General features: G+C 47.5%; 14 protein-coding genes. 4 read left to right on the top strand and 10 right to left on the bottom strand.

All coding sequences use genetic code 11. From position 1 onward, the window contains the following. Both BM607_RS22165 and BM607_RS15655 read left to right on the top strand, forming a co-directional pair. Positions 1–299, top strand: a 299-nt coding sequence (locus tag BM607_RS22165; protein ID WP_249269597.1) for an EamA family transporter, incomplete at its 5' end; no start/stop codon positions are given. Positions 300–327: 28 nt separating this feature from the next. Further along, positions 328–1269 carry a LysR family transcriptional regulator gene (locus BM607_RS15655; protein WP_071940365.1) on the top strand — a complete coding sequence of 314 codons (942 nt, stop codon included), beginning with the start codon at positions 328–330 and terminating at the stop codon, positions 1267–1269. Here the strand turns inward: BM607_RS15655 and BM607_RS15650 are convergent. Together BM607_RS15650 and BM607_RS15645 are read right to left on the bottom strand one after the other, a co-directional pair. Further along, positions 1253–2134, bottom strand: a complete 882-nt coding sequence (locus tag BM607_RS15650; protein WP_071940366.1) for a patatin family protein — start codon at positions 2132–2134, stop codon at positions 1253–1255. The two genes, BM607_RS15655 and BM607_RS15650, sit on opposite strands and share 17 nt — an antisense overlap. Positions 2135–2211: 77 nt before the next feature. Continuing rightward, positions 2212–3225, bottom strand: a complete 1014-nt coding sequence (locus BM607_RS15645; protein ID WP_071940367.1) for a LysR family transcriptional regulator — start codon at positions 3223–3225, stop codon at positions 2212–2214. Positions 3226–3349: 124 nt separating this feature from the next. Between BM607_RS15645 and BM607_RS15640 the strand changes: the two genes are divergently transcribed. Beyond that, positions 3350–5350, top strand: a complete 2001-nt coding sequence (locus BM607_RS15640; RefSeq protein WP_006084544.1) for a ligand-gated channel protein — start codon at positions 3350–3352, stop codon at positions 5348–5350. An 84-nt stretch (positions 5351–5434) separates the two neighbouring features. Here the strand turns inward: BM607_RS15640 and BM607_RS15635 are convergent, their stop codons facing one another. Next, positions 5435–5683 carry a hypothetical protein gene (locus BM607_RS15635; RefSeq protein ID WP_071940368.1) on the bottom strand — a complete coding sequence of 83 codons (249 nt, stop codon included), beginning with the start codon at positions 5681–5683 and terminating at the stop codon, positions 5435–5437. Between the two features lie 145 nt (positions 5684–5828). Continuing rightward, positions 5829–7166 carry a coproporphyrinogen III oxidase family protein gene (locus BM607_RS15630; RefSeq protein ID WP_071940369.1) on the bottom strand — a complete coding sequence of 446 codons (1338 nt, stop codon included), beginning with the start codon at positions 7164–7166 and terminating at the stop codon, positions 5829–5831. A 378-nt stretch (positions 7167–7544) separates the two neighbouring features. Between BM607_RS15630 and BM607_RS15625 the strand changes: the two genes are divergently transcribed. Continuing rightward, a complete protein-coding gene (locus BM607_RS15625; RefSeq protein ID WP_071940370.1) occupies positions 7545–8456 on the top strand; it encodes a bile acid:sodium symporter family protein in 912 nt (303 codons plus the stop codon). 72 nt (positions 8457–8528) lie between these two features. On the opposite strand, the gene BM607_RS15620 is transcribed toward BM607_RS15625, so the two are convergent. From BM607_RS15620 to fdh3B, 6 genes are all read right to left on the bottom strand, one after another. Continuing rightward, positions 8529–9920 (bottom strand): SEL1-like repeat protein, encoded by a 1392-nt coding sequence (locus BM607_RS15620; RefSeq protein ID WP_071940371.1) that lies wholly within the window; start codon positions 9918–9920, stop codon positions 8529–8531. A gap of 533 nt (positions 9921–10453) precedes the next feature. Next, on the bottom strand, positions 10454–11344 hold the full coding sequence (locus tag BM607_RS15615; protein WP_071940372.1) for a hypothetical protein: 891 nt from the start codon (positions 11342–11344) through the stop codon (positions 10454–10456). A 132-nt stretch (positions 11345–11476) separates the two neighbouring features. Continuing rightward, complete coding sequence (locus tag BM607_RS15610; RefSeq protein WP_071940373.1) at positions 11477–13018, bottom strand: esterase-like activity of phytase family protein; 1542 nt, start codon at positions 13016–13018, stop codon at positions 11477–11479. A 470-nt stretch (positions 13019–13488) separates the two neighbouring features. Further along, positions 13489–15072 carry a methyl-accepting chemotaxis protein gene (locus tag BM607_RS15605; RefSeq protein ID WP_012586478.1) on the bottom strand — a complete coding sequence of 528 codons (1584 nt, stop codon included), beginning with the start codon at positions 15070–15072 and terminating at the stop codon, positions 13489–13491. Between the two features lie 421 nt (positions 15073–15493). Continuing rightward, positions 15494–16477 (bottom strand): formate dehydrogenase subunit gamma, encoded by a 984-nt coding sequence (locus BM607_RS15600; protein ID WP_012090501.1) that lies wholly within the window; start codon positions 16475–16477, stop codon positions 15494–15496. Between the two features lie 79 nt (positions 16478–16556). Further along, the gene (gene fdh3B / locus BM607_RS15595; RefSeq protein WP_071940374.1) at positions 16557–17126 is read right to left on the bottom strand and encodes a formate dehydrogenase FDH3 subunit beta; all 570 of its coding nucleotides are present in this window, start codon (positions 17124–17126) and stop codon (positions 16557–16559) included. Positions 17127–17132: the final 6 nt, after the last annotated feature.

The raw sequence follows: 17132 nt of genomic DNA, 5'->3' as shown, positions 1-17132 counted from the left end.
CGGGCCCGCCGCAGTTACCGAGCCTGACTGTGGTGCCATCGTTAATATGGTTAGTGATTGCCAACACCGCCATCGCTTATTGGGCTTGGTTGTGGTCGATGCGAAATTTAGGGCCAGAAATCATGGGCATGGTTGCTTTAGTCAATCCCGTGGTTGCCGTATCATTAGGGGTTATGATCGTGGGTGAGACATTAGACATGCGTCAGTGGGCGGGGATAGGTGTAATATTACTGTCGCTGTTGTTGATGAAATTGCCACAGAATTTAAGGTTAAATCCATTTAAAAAAGTGCAGCCCTAGTCAGTATTTTGGGGTAAATGAGGGATAGATGCTAAAACGTTTGGATCTGAATTTACTACCCGTACTTGAAATCCTGCTTGAGGAACAAAGTGTGACGGCCGCTGCGGCGCGTTTGCATTTGAGCCAGTCGGCGGTGAGTAAACAACTGACACGCCTGAGGGAAGTGTTTGATGATCCTCTGTTTGAGCGCACCGCCTACGGCTTAAAGCCGACGCCTAAAGCTTTGTCACTCGCGCCTGAATTGCGCCAATGTTTACAGCAATTGGCGCAATTTACGCGGCCCGATACCTTCGAGCCCGCCTTAAGTCAGCGGCAGTTTAGAATGCATTTGGTTGAAACCACATACTCGCTGACCTTCCCGCATTTTATGCCCTCGCTGCTCGCCCAAGCGCCCGGTGTGAGTCTCAATTGCCAAACCTGGCGACTCGATACCATGGACAGATTACTGCGCTGTGACATCGACTTAGCCATAGGTTGCCGCGAGTGGGACGAGCGTTCGCCCATGCATGTGAGTCATATTCCCGATGACTTGTGCCATGTCGAGTTAGTGCAGGATTATCCAGTGTGCTTGATGCGCCGCGATCATCCCGCGTTAACACAAGAGTGGAATTTAGACACCTTCTTGAGTTATCGCCATCTGCAAGTGGCCTTTGGTGGTTTAGAGCATTGGTTGCTGGATGATGTGTTGCAACTTGAGGGCCGCCAGCGTGATATCGCCGTGAACATGACTGACTTCCAGAGCGCACTCACCCTGTGTGAACATAGCGACTTGATCCTCTGCGCGCCGTCACGTTATGCGTTTGCTGTGATGAAATCCTTCGAGCTTCAGTCTTTACCATCCCCTATCAAGCTGATCCCCGGCGCGTATTTATTGATGTGGCATAAACACTTCGAGCACGACTTGAGCCATAAATGGCTGCGAGAACTGATCATCAGCCAAGTGCTGCAGTCGATTACGCCTCGGGTTTAGGCTCTTTTGGGGCTGCTAACCAAGCCGTTAATGCGGGTAAGACTGTTTTCCCATCCGCTAGCCCTTGTTGATAGACGGCGGTCACCTTATCGATATTGCGATCGATCCTTGATAAATTAAGTGGCTGCGCTGGGCGGATCACAAAGGCGTTATCAGCTGCAACGGCTTGGTCTAACTCGGTTAATGCTTGATTGTAAACTCGGTGGCGTTCACTTAACGCATGGGCAACCGCGGGGTAGCGTTTGTAGGCTTTGCGGGCTAACCAATTCATTTTCATCGCGGATTTTTGGTAATACTGATCTTGAGTCAAGATCACCACTTGGCGCGCATAACCATCTTTGCGTGATTGCGCTAACGGTATCGGTTCGCCGATGCCGCCATCGAGGTAATGATGTTGGTTAATCACGCTGGGTTTAGACATAAAAGGCAGGCTAGAGGAGGCGATGAGCACGTCGAGTAATTTATCGTGGTCATTAAAATCGGCCATACCGAAGTAATCGGTTTTCCCTGTATTGCAGTTAAAGGCGCCAACCTTAAATTCGGTATGACTATTTAAAAATGTATCAAAATCAAATGGCAGTAACTCATAGGCCATGCGGCGATAGGTAAAGTCTGTGTTGACATAGTTGCCTGTCGCCAGCCAGTGGCGCAGGCCCATATAGCGTTTATCGTTGAGATATTGCTGCTGAATTTGAAGATTACGACCGAATTGACGGGACACATAGGACGCGGGGTAAATGGCGCCCGCAGACACCCCAATCACATAGTTGAAGTTGAGCGACTGCTGCAAAAACGCGTCTAACACACCTGCGGTATAAATGGCTCTGAGGCCGCCACCTTCCAACACTAAGGCCACATCTTTCATCGAGTTACATCTTTTTATCGGTTCATCCCAGCAGAATACCCCAGCTTAGCGCAGAAATGAATGCGCACAGGACACGTTTAAGAAGCGTGGTTGACGTCGGCGTGATGGGACGCTTGCTTGGGCTTTATGGGTAAGATATTGGTTACGCTACCCTTTGTGCCGTCTTTTTTAACACACTGTTTAAAGTGATAGGTAGGGTTAAAATTCGCCTGACTAAAGTATTGGCTAAGCGTATTGAGTGCTTCTTTCACTTTCGCGGGCTGCTTATCCCGCGCTGAAGTGACGCTATAAACGCTGTAGGTATTGAGTGACCACTCGGGTAAGAGGGGGACAAGCTGGCCGCTTTCGAGATATTTGTGCACTTCAGGTTCGGGCAGGGCGGCAAACCCGAGACCATCGAGAGTGAGTTGGATTAATGCCTGCATATTGTTGACCGTAATGCGCTGACTTGTCAGCTCGAAGCACTCTTGGCTGCGGGTGTGGGTCAAGGTTTCACTGTTAGCGCAGGGGTGATTAATGCGATTAAAGGCAGCCAATTCAGCGGGATGCTTAAAAATTTTATGCATTGGCAAATAATCGGGTGAGGCGCACAGCAACATGCGCCAATCGGCTAAGTGGCGGGCAATTAAGTTGGAGTCTGATAAAGGACCGATGCAAATAGCCAGATCTATGCCCTCGTTGACTATATCTATCGGGCCATCCTGCAGCAGTAAATTCAAACTTATCTGCGGATGCGCCGCCAACAGGTAGTTAAAGGGCTCGCTCAACAGACCACCGCCAAAACCTATGGGCGCGGCAATCTTTAATTCCCCCGAAGGAATCCCTTTCAAGTTATTGAGTTTTTGCTCTGTGCTTTCGACTATCGCGATGACTTTTCGGCAATTCTCATAGAACAAGCTGCCCGCTTCTGTGAGGGTAAGATTGCGAGTATTGCGATGGAATAGACTGATCCCCATGTCCATTTCGAGCTTAGTCACTTGTTGACTCACCGCTGAGGAGCTGAGGTTTAACTGCTGCGCCGCGGCGCTCATTGAGCCCTTTTCTGCGATTGCCGCAAAAACGATCATGCCTTTGATCATGTTTTTATTCATTTTTAAGTAACTCTTACAAGTGAATACCTAAAGTCTAACTTGAGCTGATTGTAACATAGGGATACATTGCCGTATTGAAAATTGTTCTCATTTACAATCTTTGTCCAATGGAGACTTGTCGGTTATGTTGTTAAGTCGTAAGAAGTACCTCGCTCAAGTGATCACCGCTTTATGTTTGTTGCCCGCAGTACCTGTGACAAATGCCCTTGCGGATACCGCGTCTGATAAAGAAAAGATGATGGAAAGAATCGTAGTGACCGCATCGGGATTTGAACAACAAATTCGCGACGCGCCCGCATCTATCAGTGTGATCACCCGTGAGGATCTGGATAACCGCTTCTATCGCGACTTAACCGATGCCATGTTAGAAGTCCCCGGTGTGGTGATTACCGGCGGCGCCGACCGTCAGGACATCAGCCTGCGGGGCATGGGCAGCCAATACACGTTAATTTTAGTGGATGGTAAACGCCAATCTTCGCGCGAGACACGCACTAACAGCGACGGTCCAGGTGTTGAAGGCGCTTGGACGCCACCATTGGCGGCCATCGACAGAATTGAAATTGTTCGCGGGCCTATGTCATCACTTTATGGTTCGGATGCCATTGGCGGCGTGATCAACATTATCACCCGTAAAGTGCCGAACGAGTGGCAGGGTGAAGTCCGACTCGACACGACGTTGCAGGAAAAGTCGACCTCGGGAAATGTGTACCAGAGTAACTTTTTCGTCAACGGTGGCTTGATTAAAGATCTGCTGGGTATGCAACTTTACGGTCAATACACTCAGCGTGAAGAAGATAATATCTACGGCGGTTACCGTGGCCGTGATGCGACGAATCTGACCGCGCGATTTGCGCTCACCCCCAATGAAAACCACGACATCATGCTCGAAGTTGGGGTGTCAAACCAAGAACTCGACAGCAGCTTAGGCAAAACCGTTACACCGCTGGCGCCGGGCGAAGCCTGCGGTCGTCGCGGTTGTCCTCAATCTTCAACGACAGAATACGAAAACAGCACCATTTCGCTGTCACACACAGGGCGTTGGGACTTTGGTACCTCGGATTCTTATATTAAGCATGAGGTTTTCGATAACAAAACCCGCAAGATGAAGATCACTAACACGGATGTGCAATCTAGCCTGATCACCACCTTAGGCCAAAGCCATACGGCGACTTTTGGCGCGGCATTTAACCATCAAGATTTAACCGACGAAACCGGCAATCAGGTCAGCGACTTAACCGATATCAGCCGCAGACAATGGTCGGTATTTTCTGAGGATGAATGGCGCATAGTCGATAACTTTGCCCTGACCATGGGGCTGCGTTTGGATGATGATGAAAACTTTGGTCACCATGTCAGCCCGCGTGTTTACGGCGTTTGGGGATTAACCGACAGCACCACCTTAAAGGGTGGCGTGTCGACGGGCTTTAGGGCGCCGAGTTTGCGCCAGACAGTGCCCGATTGGGGACAAGTGAGCCGTGGCGGCAACATGTACGGTAATCCAGATTTACAACCCGAAACCTCAGTGAACTATGAGTTAGGTGTGTATTCGGATCTGACCGAGAGCATTACCGCCAGTGCGGGTGTGTTCTATAACGAGTTTAAAGATAAGATCACCCGCGTGGCCTGTCCTGCGACTCAGTGTACCGATGGCCCCAATCAATTTGGTTCCGACCCAACCACTTACGTGAATATCGACGATGCTGTGACTCAAGGGATTGAGCTGAGTATCGACTATCGGATTCGCTCAAACCTGAGCTTTACGGGTAACTACACTTACACGGATTCAGAGCAAAAGACGGGGGCTTACAAAGGCAGCCCATTGAATCAATTGCCTAAGCATTTGATCCAAGCGTCGTTCAACTACGAGCCTATTGATAACTTAAGCACTTGGTTGAGAGTGAACTACCGTGGCGAAGAGAGCCAACCGACAACGGGACCGTCGTCGAGCAGTTTTATCGCACCTTCTTACACTCTGCTGGATTTAGGGGCTAACTATCAGTTGAACGATAGCCTGAAATTTAGCGCGGGTATTTACAACGCCTTCGATAAGGACATTACCCAAGAGGAATACGGTTATCTTGAAGATGGTCGCCGTTATTGGTTAGGTATGACCTACAGTTTTTAAGCCGATACCTTATTGCTAACATTTAAACGAAAGCCAGAGCATTGACTCTGGCTTTTTGTTAGTTGTATTCATCAATAGGAATGACTATTTGTTTGCTAGCGGGTGGGCGCGGGCGAGTTCGATGGCCGCACCTATGGCGTTTCGCGCTTGCGGACTGTTTTTCCAGCACGTGGTGCGCAGCATGCTGGCGACTAAGTTCGCGATATCATCCACTTCGTGTTGCGCTAGCTGTTGCAGTGAACTGATACCAATTTCTTCGAAGCGTTTAATCACAATGGGGCCAACGCCTTTGAGTGCCAATAAGGCATGTTTTTCTTGTTCATTAAAACCCATAACCCATACTCCTTTATGACTGGGATCGCGCTCAAGCTAGTATTAATACGATTGGTATAAGGCAAGACTACCTTTAAACCAAGTTAACAAAAAGGCCCTCGAAGGGCCTGTTTAGTCTTTATGGATCAACAATCATCCGTAAGTGTTACATATCACAGGGTTTGAGCGGTTTACGCAACTGGGCGCGCACGTTGTCCATGCCTGAATAAAACTCTTTCATCATCAAGAGACCCATCATCTTGCCGTTGTCGGTCACGATCAGATTGTCAGGATCCCTTGGGTCATTCTTGATCGCACCAATTAACTTCATCGACGTCATTTCTTTAAACAAGGCGGTATCTAAGTTGACGCCAAAGGTGTCGCGGAAATATTTACGTGATAAACGGCCGGAGAACATGCCCAGCAAGAAGCGGTATTGCATCACGTCTTTTTTGCTGTAGTTCTTTTGCTGCTCGACGCCCATGTGGCCGGCGGCAATGCGCTCTTGGTACTTGCGCAGCGAGAAAGTGTTCACATATAGGGTGTCATTCAAGAAGCTGAATGAGCCAGAACCTACGCCTAAATACTCGTCGTAGTCGATAACGTATTCGTCAAATCCTTCGTCATCGGTTTTACCAAATGCCCATGCAGATAATTGATTATATTGGCCATTTAGGCTGTTTAAGATCTGGCGATATTGGTTAGCCATATCCGCCTGCGGCGCCGCTAACTTGCCTTTCACGCTCTTACGAGTCTGATGGGTGATCATCAGCGGATAAGTGGTAATTTGTCTTGGATCTAAACGCGATGCCATGTCGAGATCGTGTTGGATCACTTCATCGGTTTGGCCGCGGAAACCAAAAATCAGATCGACGTTGATGATCGGGAACAGCTCTTTGGCGCCCATGATCTTGTCGAAGGTTTGTTGACCCGTACCGAACTTATCGAGTCGGTCGGTCATTTTTAAAATATCGTCATTAAAACTTTGTACGCCGATGGACATGCGATCCACTAGGCCTTTGAGTTGCTTAAAGCCTGGGCTATCTAAATGCTGCGGATCGGACTCGCAGGAGACTTCTTTAATACTCGGGAATAGGGTTTTCGCGTGTTCGATAGTACGGGCTAATTCATCTTCTAATACTGTGGTGGTGCCGCCGCCAATGTACATAGATTCAAAGTCATAGCCGAGGGCTTTAACCATTTCCATCTCTTTACGCAATGAGATGAAATAGGCGCGTGCCTTGTATTCCTTGAACATAAAACGGTGGAAGGTGCAGTAAGAACACAGGGTATGGCAGAAGGGGATATGCGCGTACAGCATATACTTTTTGCCTTCTACGGGCGCTGGCATCATTTCTGCGGAAAGGGTATCGAGGCGAAGATTCTTATCGACGTAGTACTGCATGACTCGTTCCATCGAGCCGAGCATCCAGTTAGGGACGGTAATATTCGCTTGATAAGGCGTTGCGATAGCGCCGCTGAGCGTTTGGATAACTGAAGACATAACGATTCCTATCTGTGAGTGCTAACCGTAAACACCGAAATTGCTTTAGGTAATTCACGACCACCTAGCGCAATAAGACTACATCGTATGTAATTGTTAAAACGTGAACTGGTTATAAGTTACGGTTTCCTAACAAGGAAATCACGGGCTTTTTGTTAAGCAGATCATGTTTTAGCGATCGAGAATGCATTTTTATCCTGCGCTTTGGGGCGGAATCTACTGTGAATTTGGGGAGTTAACTTAAGGTGTCAGTCGAAATGTGGAGAATAAAAAACACCATTCCAGGTTTTTATTGCTGGTGGATTGGCGCTTGTCTATCCGAGGCACGGCTGTCATCATCCGAGCGATAAAATAACCTCCTGATCTAAAGGGCTAGCTATGTTGGTAAACGTAAACCGCTTCTTCCCGCTGTTAGCACTTATAGGCGCGGTGACCGCTTATTTAATGCCGAGTTGGTTTACTGAGCTTAAATCCGCCATAGTGCCGCTGTTAGTGATCATCATGCTCTCTATGGGACTCACCTTAGATCTGCAGGATTTTGCTAATGCATTCAAACAAAAACGCGCCGTGCTGACTGGGCTGATACTGCAATTTTCGGTCATGCCGCTCAGCGCATTATTGATCAGCCAGTTATTAGGATTAGATAGGGAACTCACCATAGGCATGGTGTTGGTGGGCAGCGTAGCAGGCGGCACCGCTTCAAACGTGGTCTGTTATTTGGCAAAAGGCGACGTGGCTTTATCGATAACCATGACGGCACTGTCGACCTTAGCGGGCGTAGTATTAACGCCACTGATTATTAAGCTGTTGATTGGCGAAATGATCGATATCCCCTTCGCCGACATGCTACTGAGCTTAGTGAAAATCGTGCTGTTCCCCGTTAGCGCAGGCGTGATCATCAATCATTTCTTTAAATCGCTGGTGGCCAAAGTCGCTCCCGCATTGCCGTTGATTTCAATCTTGGCAATCGTGATGGCGATTACCATTATCGTGGCGTTAAATGCCAATCAGTTTGATAGAGTTGGCCCCATTATTTTGCTGGCAGTGTTCTTACATAATGGTTTTGGCCTCGCTTTAGGCTACTTTTGCTGCCGTTTATTAGGCTTTAACCATACCGTCTGTAAAACTATTTCCATCGAAGTTGGCTTGCAAAACTCTGGCCTCGCTACCGCGTTGTGCATTAAGTTTTTTAGCCCGATTTCTGCCATCCCCAGCGCGATATTCTCGATATGGCATAACCTGTCAGGCGCCATGTTGGCAGGATATTGGGCGAGGGAATCGCAAGATTAATAAGATGTTGCTGGCGAAAATAGACAATGCCTGTGGCCTAGCAAGCGCGGCCACAAGCTTAGATTGCTGTGACTAATTAACCGGTAATGGGGTCTCGACGGGCATGAGTGTCAGCTGCAAGATATTTTCTTGCTGGCTTAATGCCAGTGGTAGGGTGTAGTTGGGAAAGCGCAATCCGAATACGGCACCTTGTTGTAACAAGCGATACAGCTGATCTGTCATGGTAATCGTTAAGCTGGCACAACCATGCTCGTCGACTCTGCCTTCAAGTGGTAAAGCGATTTTGTCGGCTAAGGTCAGATACGCCGCCATACGCCAGTGCGAGTTTTCTCCAATATTGTATGTGCTGCCATGCAATTGGTTGTAGCCTAAACCACAGGCCTGCAAGCTTAATTGGGTTTTGGCCGCTGTGGGTAGCGAAAGAGTCTGTTGCCGCTGCTGTGCCAGAAACGTGCCCCACGCCAGCCGATTTATAACTGAGTCCAGTGAGATGGGAACATACTGTTCTTGCTGTTTTAGTGGATTAAAGCGGGCAATGCCTTGTTCCAATTTAGTGAGATCGTCTTCATATTCCAGTTGTGACTTAAGCAGTTCATAAGCGGGAGCCTTCGCTTGTTCCATGCCCGCTAACGCCGCTTTCTCGTAGTATGCCAGTGCTTGCACTTTATCGGTTTCTGCGCCCAAACCGCGCTCTTCCATACTGCCTAAATGATAATTAGCGATGGCAACTTGACGCTTAGCACCTTGTAAAAATGCGGCTTTCGCGCCGCTGTAGTCATTTTCATTCAACAGTAGGGCGCCGTAGTTTGTCCACGCCGTACCGTTATCTGCTGCCATACCCAATTCCAGCCACTTTATGGCTTGCTGGCGTAACTGCGGGAGGTCGAGACTTTCTCTTTCGCTGCCGACACTTTGCATCGCTATTAAGTAAGCGCGCAGATACTCGCGTGAGGCATTATCCAGATAGAGGTTGTCGGGTTGAAGTTCAAAGGCTTGTCCAAAGTAACTCCCCGCTCGCTGCGCCGCTGCGATTGCTTTCGCTAGATAGAACCTTGAGTTGGGATCTGCCGGACTGTGTGCTCGTCCTAGGTTATATAAGGTCGGTAGTTTAAGGCCCCGCGCCAGCGCTTCTTCTAATAAGGGGATGGCCTGCGTTTTTCGATCATTCTCCAGCGCCATGCTGCCTAGATTATGGCTGGCACGGGCCGAGCCTAAGGCTCTGGCTTGTTCATAGTATTGGCTGGCGGTGGCATTGTCTTGCGTGACGCCACGGCCGAGATGGTAGGCTTTCCCCAGTAGAAATAACGCCTCAGCATTGTTCTCTGCGGCTTGCTGCTGTGCTTGTTGTAAGAAAGCGTCGTATTGTTGTTGCTCAAATAACTGTTCCAGCGTGGATTTTTCCGCCGTTGCTGCAAAGCTTAGGGTCAACAGTAATAGGAGAGTCGCAATCGTGAATATCTTCATAACATCCTTGTAGTTAAGCGGGTACTTGCAAGTGGTAGTGCTAGTGAAGTTGGCTAACATAGTGGCTTGTTATGCTACAAGCAAGTCTTGCTGTTTGCCACTGTGTTATGACTTGCGGATGAGTTGCAGCGATAGCACTGCCGTGACTAATGTGTGGCATTGCCAGTTTGAAGGGGCTACCGACATTTTCCTTGTTACCTAGTTTACCTGCCCCAATAGTCGTTTTGCGGCTTTATGCCTTATACCAATCACATTAAATATCTAATCAGTTCAGAGCCTCACAGGCATTTCAATCCAAGGCGCATTGACGCAGAAATGGTTATTCCCTTTTAAGTCAATGCAACACGGGAGTGGGATGCCTGTGAGGCTCCCAAAGGGCGGGTTTCAACGCGCTTTATACTGCGTTCAAGGCTTTCGACAGAGCACCACTATGCCTTCAAGCCTTCGCCTTGTTTAAAGCGCGTTGAACTCCCGCTGAATGAACAGATATTTAATACGATTGGTATTAGTGTTAACGACGCTGATTTGTGTCGCTATTGACTGCAAAAATTGGGTGCTGCCGCATAGATAAAAGCAGTTTTAGTAAGTGAACTCGTTGAGTTCCACGCACTCATTTGCGTCATAGCGCCGAAAGCCAGCTTGGCTCTTTGCACGACTTTGGCGGTGTAATTGCTATTGGGATCTTTATACTTAAAGGATACTTCGGCAATCACGGGTTGCTGCGAGGCACTTGGGGAGCTGGTGTACCACAGCGTGAGTTCGAGTGAGGCGTCTATGCTGCCTAAATCGATTTCACTGCCTTCAAACACATATTCATTAATCGTAAGGCCACCGACTTTGGCGAGTGTGAGATTGTTACTTAAACCGTAAGCGTCGGCAAAGCCTGAAAAGTGACTATTTACATCGGCCATATCATTTAAGGTGCGAGTGTTTGGCGTGGTGGTTGAATGGCTATACACGATGCGGATGCCATTATTGATATCGGTACTAATATCGGCTTCGAGTTTGGTGTCGGCTTGATTATCGGGTGAGCTGAGATCTTCAAAGTCAGCAATAAATCGATCAGGGCTGCGAAATTTGAGGGTTACTTCACTTTTGCCATCGCTCGTTCGGTCACGAAAAATGTAACCTAACTGCTTTAGCTGACAACTGGTTGGGGTGTCATAGAAGGCTACTTGACGTGTTTTGGTTAATGCCCAAGAGCCTGTGATATTACGACTGATAGCGTTGCTAATGACTTGTTTAGCATCCGTTAGATAGTTATTGGCGGTTGTACTTTGAGTGGCGTAATTAAAGTGGCTTGGGTCGAGCAGTAACTTATATTCCCTTGATGTTTCAACAGGATTGGCCTGTGCTGCATATGAGGCGAGCAGGGCACTTGAGATTAACGTGAATGACATCATCGCCTGTGAAGCTGTTTTCATCGGTTAATCCTTAAGTGATGTGCTGATGCAAGGTGTTTTATGTTTTCGCGATAACGACTTCTATTACAACTTGAGTGCATCATGAGCCATCACTAAAGACTGTGATGACTCATGCGGTTGAATACTCAATGGTTATTTATCAGCCGATAAGGGCAAGTTGTCAACGATATACAAAGTGTTGCCGTCGATATCACTTTGCGCACTATCGAGATATTTCTGTTCTAAGGTGTTGTTATTACTCCAAGTGGCGAAGTCGTCGTCATTTAGCACACCCAAACGCTTATTATCAATTAGCCACAAACCTTCCATTTTGTCATGGGGATATTGTGTTTTGGCAGCCATATCTAGCACCAGTGATTTTGTCGCGGGTATGATGCCATTGGTTGCAAGTGCCTCCCAGCCATCGCTTAGCGCTACCTGTTCTAAGGTTTTACCTTTAAGGGTTAATCCTAGCGCTGCATCTTGGGCGATATCAGCTTGTGCAGTGACGGTCTCGAGATCCGTCGCGCCGCTTATATCTATCTTGTATACATGCTTCATCACATCAGTGTCGATATTAAAAAACTTGCCATCACGTTCTAACACTAAAAATTGGCTGTTACTTATGGCAACGATCGCTGAGTTAGAGTTCTGGGCAATTTCTTGCTGATACAAATATTGGCCAATAGCGCCGGTCGCCAAGTTGATGGTCACGATTCGAGTGAGGGTATTGTTGTTAACACTCTTATCGGGATTGGAAATGGTCGATTGCATTATGCCCACAAGTGTCGACTGATCGGGTGTGATAGTCAGCCCTTCCATTCCGCGGTTGGCACGGCGATGAGCAAACTCTGCCGGTAGGCTATATAAGTTGCGCTTATCGTCTGCGAAAGGATTAATACGCGCTATTTCTACGCCTTCAGCCGAGTAATGCACTATATGTGGACCATACTCATCGCTGACCCAAAAACTGCCATCATCCATGGCGGCAAGACCTTCGGAATCTAACCCATAATCATCGAGTTTGATGGGGTTGGTCTGGGCATTATAAGGCTGGCTCATGTCTTGACGAATGACTTCACCTGCTGCGTCATAGGGGATTTCTCCTGTGCCGCCAAGGCTGCTGCTATTGGGAAGTCCGGTGATCAAGCTGCCATCTGGGCGTTTAAATAAGATGTCTTTGACCTTAGTGATGGTGCCATTGGTTTGGAGTTCAAACAAACCGATACGTGGTGTGTAGTCCGGTGTTGGAAACATTTTGCCTTTGCCTAAACTGCCAGTGTAATCGGCGTTCGGACCGCGATCGGTGAGGGCATAAAATTGAATAGGATTATTGGGATTTGGCGCAGCATCAGAGCCATAGCCGCCGTTACGAATTTCAAATTTAGTACCAGGCATAGCGCCATTGTCTAAATCAGCGCGCAGCACAGTGAAAGGTAAATGCACCGCTTTATCCGTAAACAGGTCGGCATTACATATATAGCTGCTATCAACCACTTCATTACCGTCGAGCTTACCGTTATCGTTGCTATCAAGACCCGAATCCGTGCGAGTGCCGCCCATCCAGCAGTGGCTATCGCCGCCAATTAAGGTGGTTTGTGTGGTCAGGCTACTGATGTCTTTATCATCCGAATTACAAGCACTCAGTAGCAAAACTGACAGGCACAAGCCTGAGGTGACGAGCACATTTTTCATCTTAATATATCCCGATTCTCAAAGTGATTAGCTATGTTGTTGGCAGGTAATATAAAGTTAGGCTGTGAACTAAATGTGACAAGTGTGCCGCTTAAGGTATCGAGTACGAATACGGTGTGTGGGCGTTACATGGAAGCCGACGACGGCGTCGATTGGCTGAGTCCGCAGTTTTTTAGTTGTGTTCAATATTGTGGGAATGAGTGATGGGCAGACTTCATTTCTGAACTACAGGCTTCACGCTCTTATTATTGGTTTAGTACTGTTGGCACTGAATCAATTTAATCATTTTTTGGTCAATAACTTTTCTAAAAATACATTACTAATAATAGGTTAGATTTATTGGCTGCGATTTATATTGCAGGTTCGTGACTCGCTTTATATCTGATCTAAAAATCTGCGGCCTAATAATTTTTGTTTTTAGGCCGCAGATTTAAAAGCTTTTTTCAGTGAACCTAAACCTAAACCTAAACCTAAAGCTTAAAATGCGATACCACGCCGACGAGTTGTTCCTTCGTCGCGGCTAAAGCTGTAGCGCTGTTAAGGGTGGCTTTACCGCTTTGATTCAGTTCATCGACCATTTCACGAATGGTGGTCAGATTACGGTTTATTTCTTCGGTCACGGCGCTTTGCTCTTCGGCGGCGGTGGCGATTTGAGTGCTGAGCCCATTAATATCGAACACATAAGCGGTCAGGGTATCGAGGTTTTCCGTTACCAGAGTGGTTGTGTCGGCGGCTTGTTGGCAACTGTGTTTGGTTTGCTCCATTGCGGTCACGGCTGCATCGGCACCGCGGCGTAAACGTTCAAGCATCTGATTAATCTCGGATGTACTGGCTTGAGTACGAGCGGCCAGTGTACGCACTTCATCGGCGACAACAGCAAAGCCTCGACCTTGTTCACCTGCACGGGCGGCTTCGATGGCTGCATTAAGCGCGAGCAGATTGGTCTGATCGGCAATTTCACCTATTACATTCAAAATCGCGGCGATATGACGAGTGTTTTCGTTCATATCATTAATCGCATCGGCTGCTACATCGACTTTAGTCACCAAGGCAATCACAGTGTTGGCGGCCTGTTCAACGGCTTTCTTCGATTTATCAGCTTGTTCATTGGCTTGCTGAGTAAACTGGGCTGCAGACGCGGCATCACCTGCAACGTTATGGGCAGTCGCGCTCATTTCTGTCATGGCCGTTACGACTTGGTCGGTTTCAACTGCGTGAGTTTGTAGCGCACCACTATTAGTATTGGATTGCACATTCAGTTGGCCAATTTGGTCAGACATGTGATCTGAGGCTTGGGTAATATCTGAGATGATATGGCGTAGATTATCGATAACGCGATCGAGATCGGTGGCGAGTGAGCAGAGTTCGTTGTCACCCTTTATGTTTGTCTTATGTGTCAGGTCGCCATTGGCTAGGCGTTCCATTACCAGCTTAATGTCATTGACGATTCGGACTAAGCGTTTGCTCATAAAGAGCGCGCTGAGAAGTGAGGCGACGATGGCAAATAAGATCAGGCCTAGTAACAAGCTTTCTGCGATAGCAATCTTACTTCCTGCCTGAGTTCCTAACTCATGGTTACGGATAGTGATTAGTGAAACGAGTTGATTAATTTGATCGCTGACTTTAGGACCAAGTTCACGACGTTCCTCAGTTAATTCCGCTTCTGTGGCGGTGCGCTCAGCAAGCGTAACTTCTTGTCGGTAAAGACGGACATATTGCTCTATCTGTGGCTGTAAAGTCTGAATGTTACGCGCATTTTGGCCCATGAAATTGGTATCAAACTCAGAGAGTTTAGCGACTAGCTGGCCAATGTTCTGTTGATGTTCGGTAATGCCTTTCTCATTATGGACTAGCGTCGCTAAACGAATTTCAAAGAATTCAGCACGTATATTGGTAAAGGTTTCTGCCAGTTGGGTATTGTTGACTAAGCGACGGCTAGTTTCACCGAGATCGGTAAAGCTACGATAGGATGAGATACCTATGATGATGAGGAGAATACTCGCGATCACCGAGGGCAAAGCCGTCAGAGTGCTGGTTTTAGCATTATTAAACATAGTGACCTTAAGGATGTAAAACGGATAGAAGAGGTGATGTAATAAAATTACACAATATGGTCATTTTACAGCCTGAAATAAGAGGGTGCAAATTGATGGTTGTTTAAATTACGCCGTAAGACATTGTTTATTAATACTTGTTTTCATATTGTTGCATGTAATCAAACGCTGGGTTGATTATATATTGAGTTGCAAAATAACGTTGAATTCTAACTTATTGTTTTTAATTTATAATTTGTCAAATCTCCTAAATTTTGAAACATAGAAACAACACAGGTATTGCCGCTTGTGAGCGACATCACAGATTGAGTAAATGTTTTAAAATGTATCAATGTTGGCATGAAGAAAAACACCTCGACGCTGCGAGGTGTTTTTAGTTAAACCGACGGTTTCTTTTATGCGTTGAGACGAGTCAATGACACTAGTCTTTGTATTTCAAGGTGCCGTTAGCTTTGATTTCGTCAAACCACAGGTTGTGATGTTGGCTTGCCCAGTTTTCATCGCAGTAGCCAGATACCATACATTCCATACCGCCTTCTGACATCACGGTTGCCATGAAGATGTGCACGATAGAGAAAGCACAGATCACGATTGCGCTTACAGAGTGCAGCACGAGTGCGATCAAGCTTAATGTACGGCTAGGTTCGAATAGGTTAGGGAAGAGTAACAACATGCCAGAGGCCGAAATCACTAATCCAAATAGGGCAAAGGCCCAGAACCACATTTTCTCACCGGCGTTCGCAAAACCTGCGTCTGGGTGCTTACCTTTGAACGGGCCAAAGTTAATGTAACCGCCCACGACTAAGAACCACTTTACGTCGTACATTTTTGGCAGCTGGTTTTTCGCCCATAGGGTGGTCATTAATGCCCAACCTATCATGAAGGGAATCGCCATCACGTCATGGATTTGCTTCGCGCCGTAGACGATAGCTTCCCAGATGCCTTCGCCCAACCAAGGTTGGAAGAAGAAGCGACCTGCCAGCAAGGTTAAGCCCGTTAAAATCAACAGTAAGCACGGGATCGCGCCTAACCAGTGGATTGAAACATCAAACTTAGACCAGCGATGCACTAACTTGCCTGAAAAACCATGGTGTAGCTTGGAGATGCCGTTCACCTTGATAAATAAAACAAAGATAATGATCATGCCGAATAGTGCTGCCATTAAGGCCGGCGCTAACCAGTCGCTACGTAGCTCTAATACCCGTAAATCATAGGTATTGATGGGTTGAGCATGAAACTCACTTTGGGAGGTAGTGTATCCCGTGGCACCATCCTTCAGTTGTGCCCAAATTTGGGCATCAGACTGTTGAACTTGATTCGCCAGTTCATCACCACCATTGGCTATACACACGGCACTAAATAACAGTGCTATGGCTAAACCTATGTGTTTGAACCATTTGTTCATCATACATCCTCTCTCACCTAGTCGCGCCTACCTAGATAGGCGCTAAGCTAAGTCTGTGGACAGATCCTGTTGACCTGAATTAATTCCAAGCCGCGTTTTTAGCACCACGATAAGCCACACGCTCACGGAAGATGCTTGAAACCACTTCGGCATCACCCGCTAACAGGGCCTTAGTGGCACACAGTTCTGCACACATAGGCAGTTTGCCTTCGGCAATACGGTTTGAACCGTATTTTTGGCGCTCTGCCTCTGAGTGGTTTTCTTCTGGGCCGCCAGCGCAGAAGGTACATTTATCCATCTTGCCACGGCTACCAAAGGCACCTTTTTTCGGGAACTGTGGTGCGCCAAACGGACAGGCGTACAAGCAGTAACCGCAACCAATACAGGCATCTTTGTTGTGTAGCACTATGCCGTCGTCGGTTCTGTAGAAGCAATTTGCTGGGCAAACTGCCATACAAGGTGCATCGCTGCAATGCATACAGGCGACAGAAATAGAGGCTTCTCCACGTTGACCATCGTTAATGGTCACTACGCGGCGGCGTTGGATCCCCCACTCGAGAGCGGAGTCGTTTTCGTTTTTACAGGCAGTGACACAACCGTTACATTCGATGCAGCGCTTGGTATCACACAAAAATTTCATTGTAGCCATAATGGC

Origin of the sequence: Shewanella sp. SACH, from assembly GCF_001887095.2 — a bacterium.
In the GTDB taxonomy this organism is placed as follows: Bacteria; Pseudomonadota; Gammaproteobacteria; order Enterobacterales; family Shewanellaceae; genus Shewanella; species Shewanella baltica.
Note: the sequence above shows the minus strand (reverse complement) of the source record. Positions and strands in the feature narration are given on the sequence as shown.

Coding starts and splice junctions, on each gene's coding strand:
- BM607_RS15620 (WP_071940371.1), bottom strand. CDS start 9,920: ATGAAGATATTCACGATTGCGACTCTCCTATTACTGTTGACCCTAAGC.
- fdh3B (WP_071940374.1), bottom strand. CDS start 17,126: ATGGCTACAATGAAATTTTTGTGTGATACCAAGCGCTGCATCGAATGT.
- BM607_RS15650 (WP_071940366.1), bottom strand. CDS start 2,134: ATGAAAGATGTGGCCTTAGTGTTGGAAGGTGGCGGCCTCAGAGCCATT.
- BM607_RS15635 (WP_071940368.1), bottom strand. CDS start 5,683: ATGGGTTTTAATGAACAAGAAAAACATGCCTTATTGGCACTCAAAGGC.
- BM607_RS15605 (WP_012586478.1), bottom strand. CDS start 15,072: ATGTTTAATAATGCTAAAACCAGCACTCTGACGGCTTTGCCCTCGGTG.
- BM607_RS15655 (WP_071940365.1), top strand. CDS start 328: ATGCTAAAACGTTTGGATCTGAATTTACTACCCGTACTTGAAATCCTG.
- BM607_RS15640 (WP_006084544.1), top strand. CDS start 3,350: ATGTTGTTAAGTCGTAAGAAGTACCTCGCTCAAGTGATCACCGCTTTA.
- BM607_RS15600 (WP_012090501.1), bottom strand. CDS start 16,477: ATGAACAAATGGTTCAAACACATAGGTTTAGCCATAGCACTGTTATTT.
- BM607_RS15610 (WP_071940373.1), bottom strand. CDS start 13,018: ATGAAAAATGTGCTCGTCACCTCAGGCTTGTGCCTGTCAGTTTTGCTA.
- BM607_RS15630 (WP_071940369.1), bottom strand. CDS start 7,166: ATGTCTTCAGTTATCCAAACGCTCAGCGGCGCTATCGCAACGCCTTAT.
- BM607_RS15625 (WP_071940370.1), top strand. CDS start 7,545: ATGTTGGTAAACGTAAACCGCTTCTTCCCGCTGTTAGCACTTATAGGC.
- BM607_RS15615 (WP_071940372.1), bottom strand. CDS start 11,344: ATGAAAACAGCTTCACAGGCGATGATGTCATTCACGTTAATCTCAAGT.
- BM607_RS15645 (WP_071940367.1), bottom strand. CDS start 3,225: ATGAATAAAAACATGATCAAAGGCATGATCGTTTTTGCGGCAATCGCA.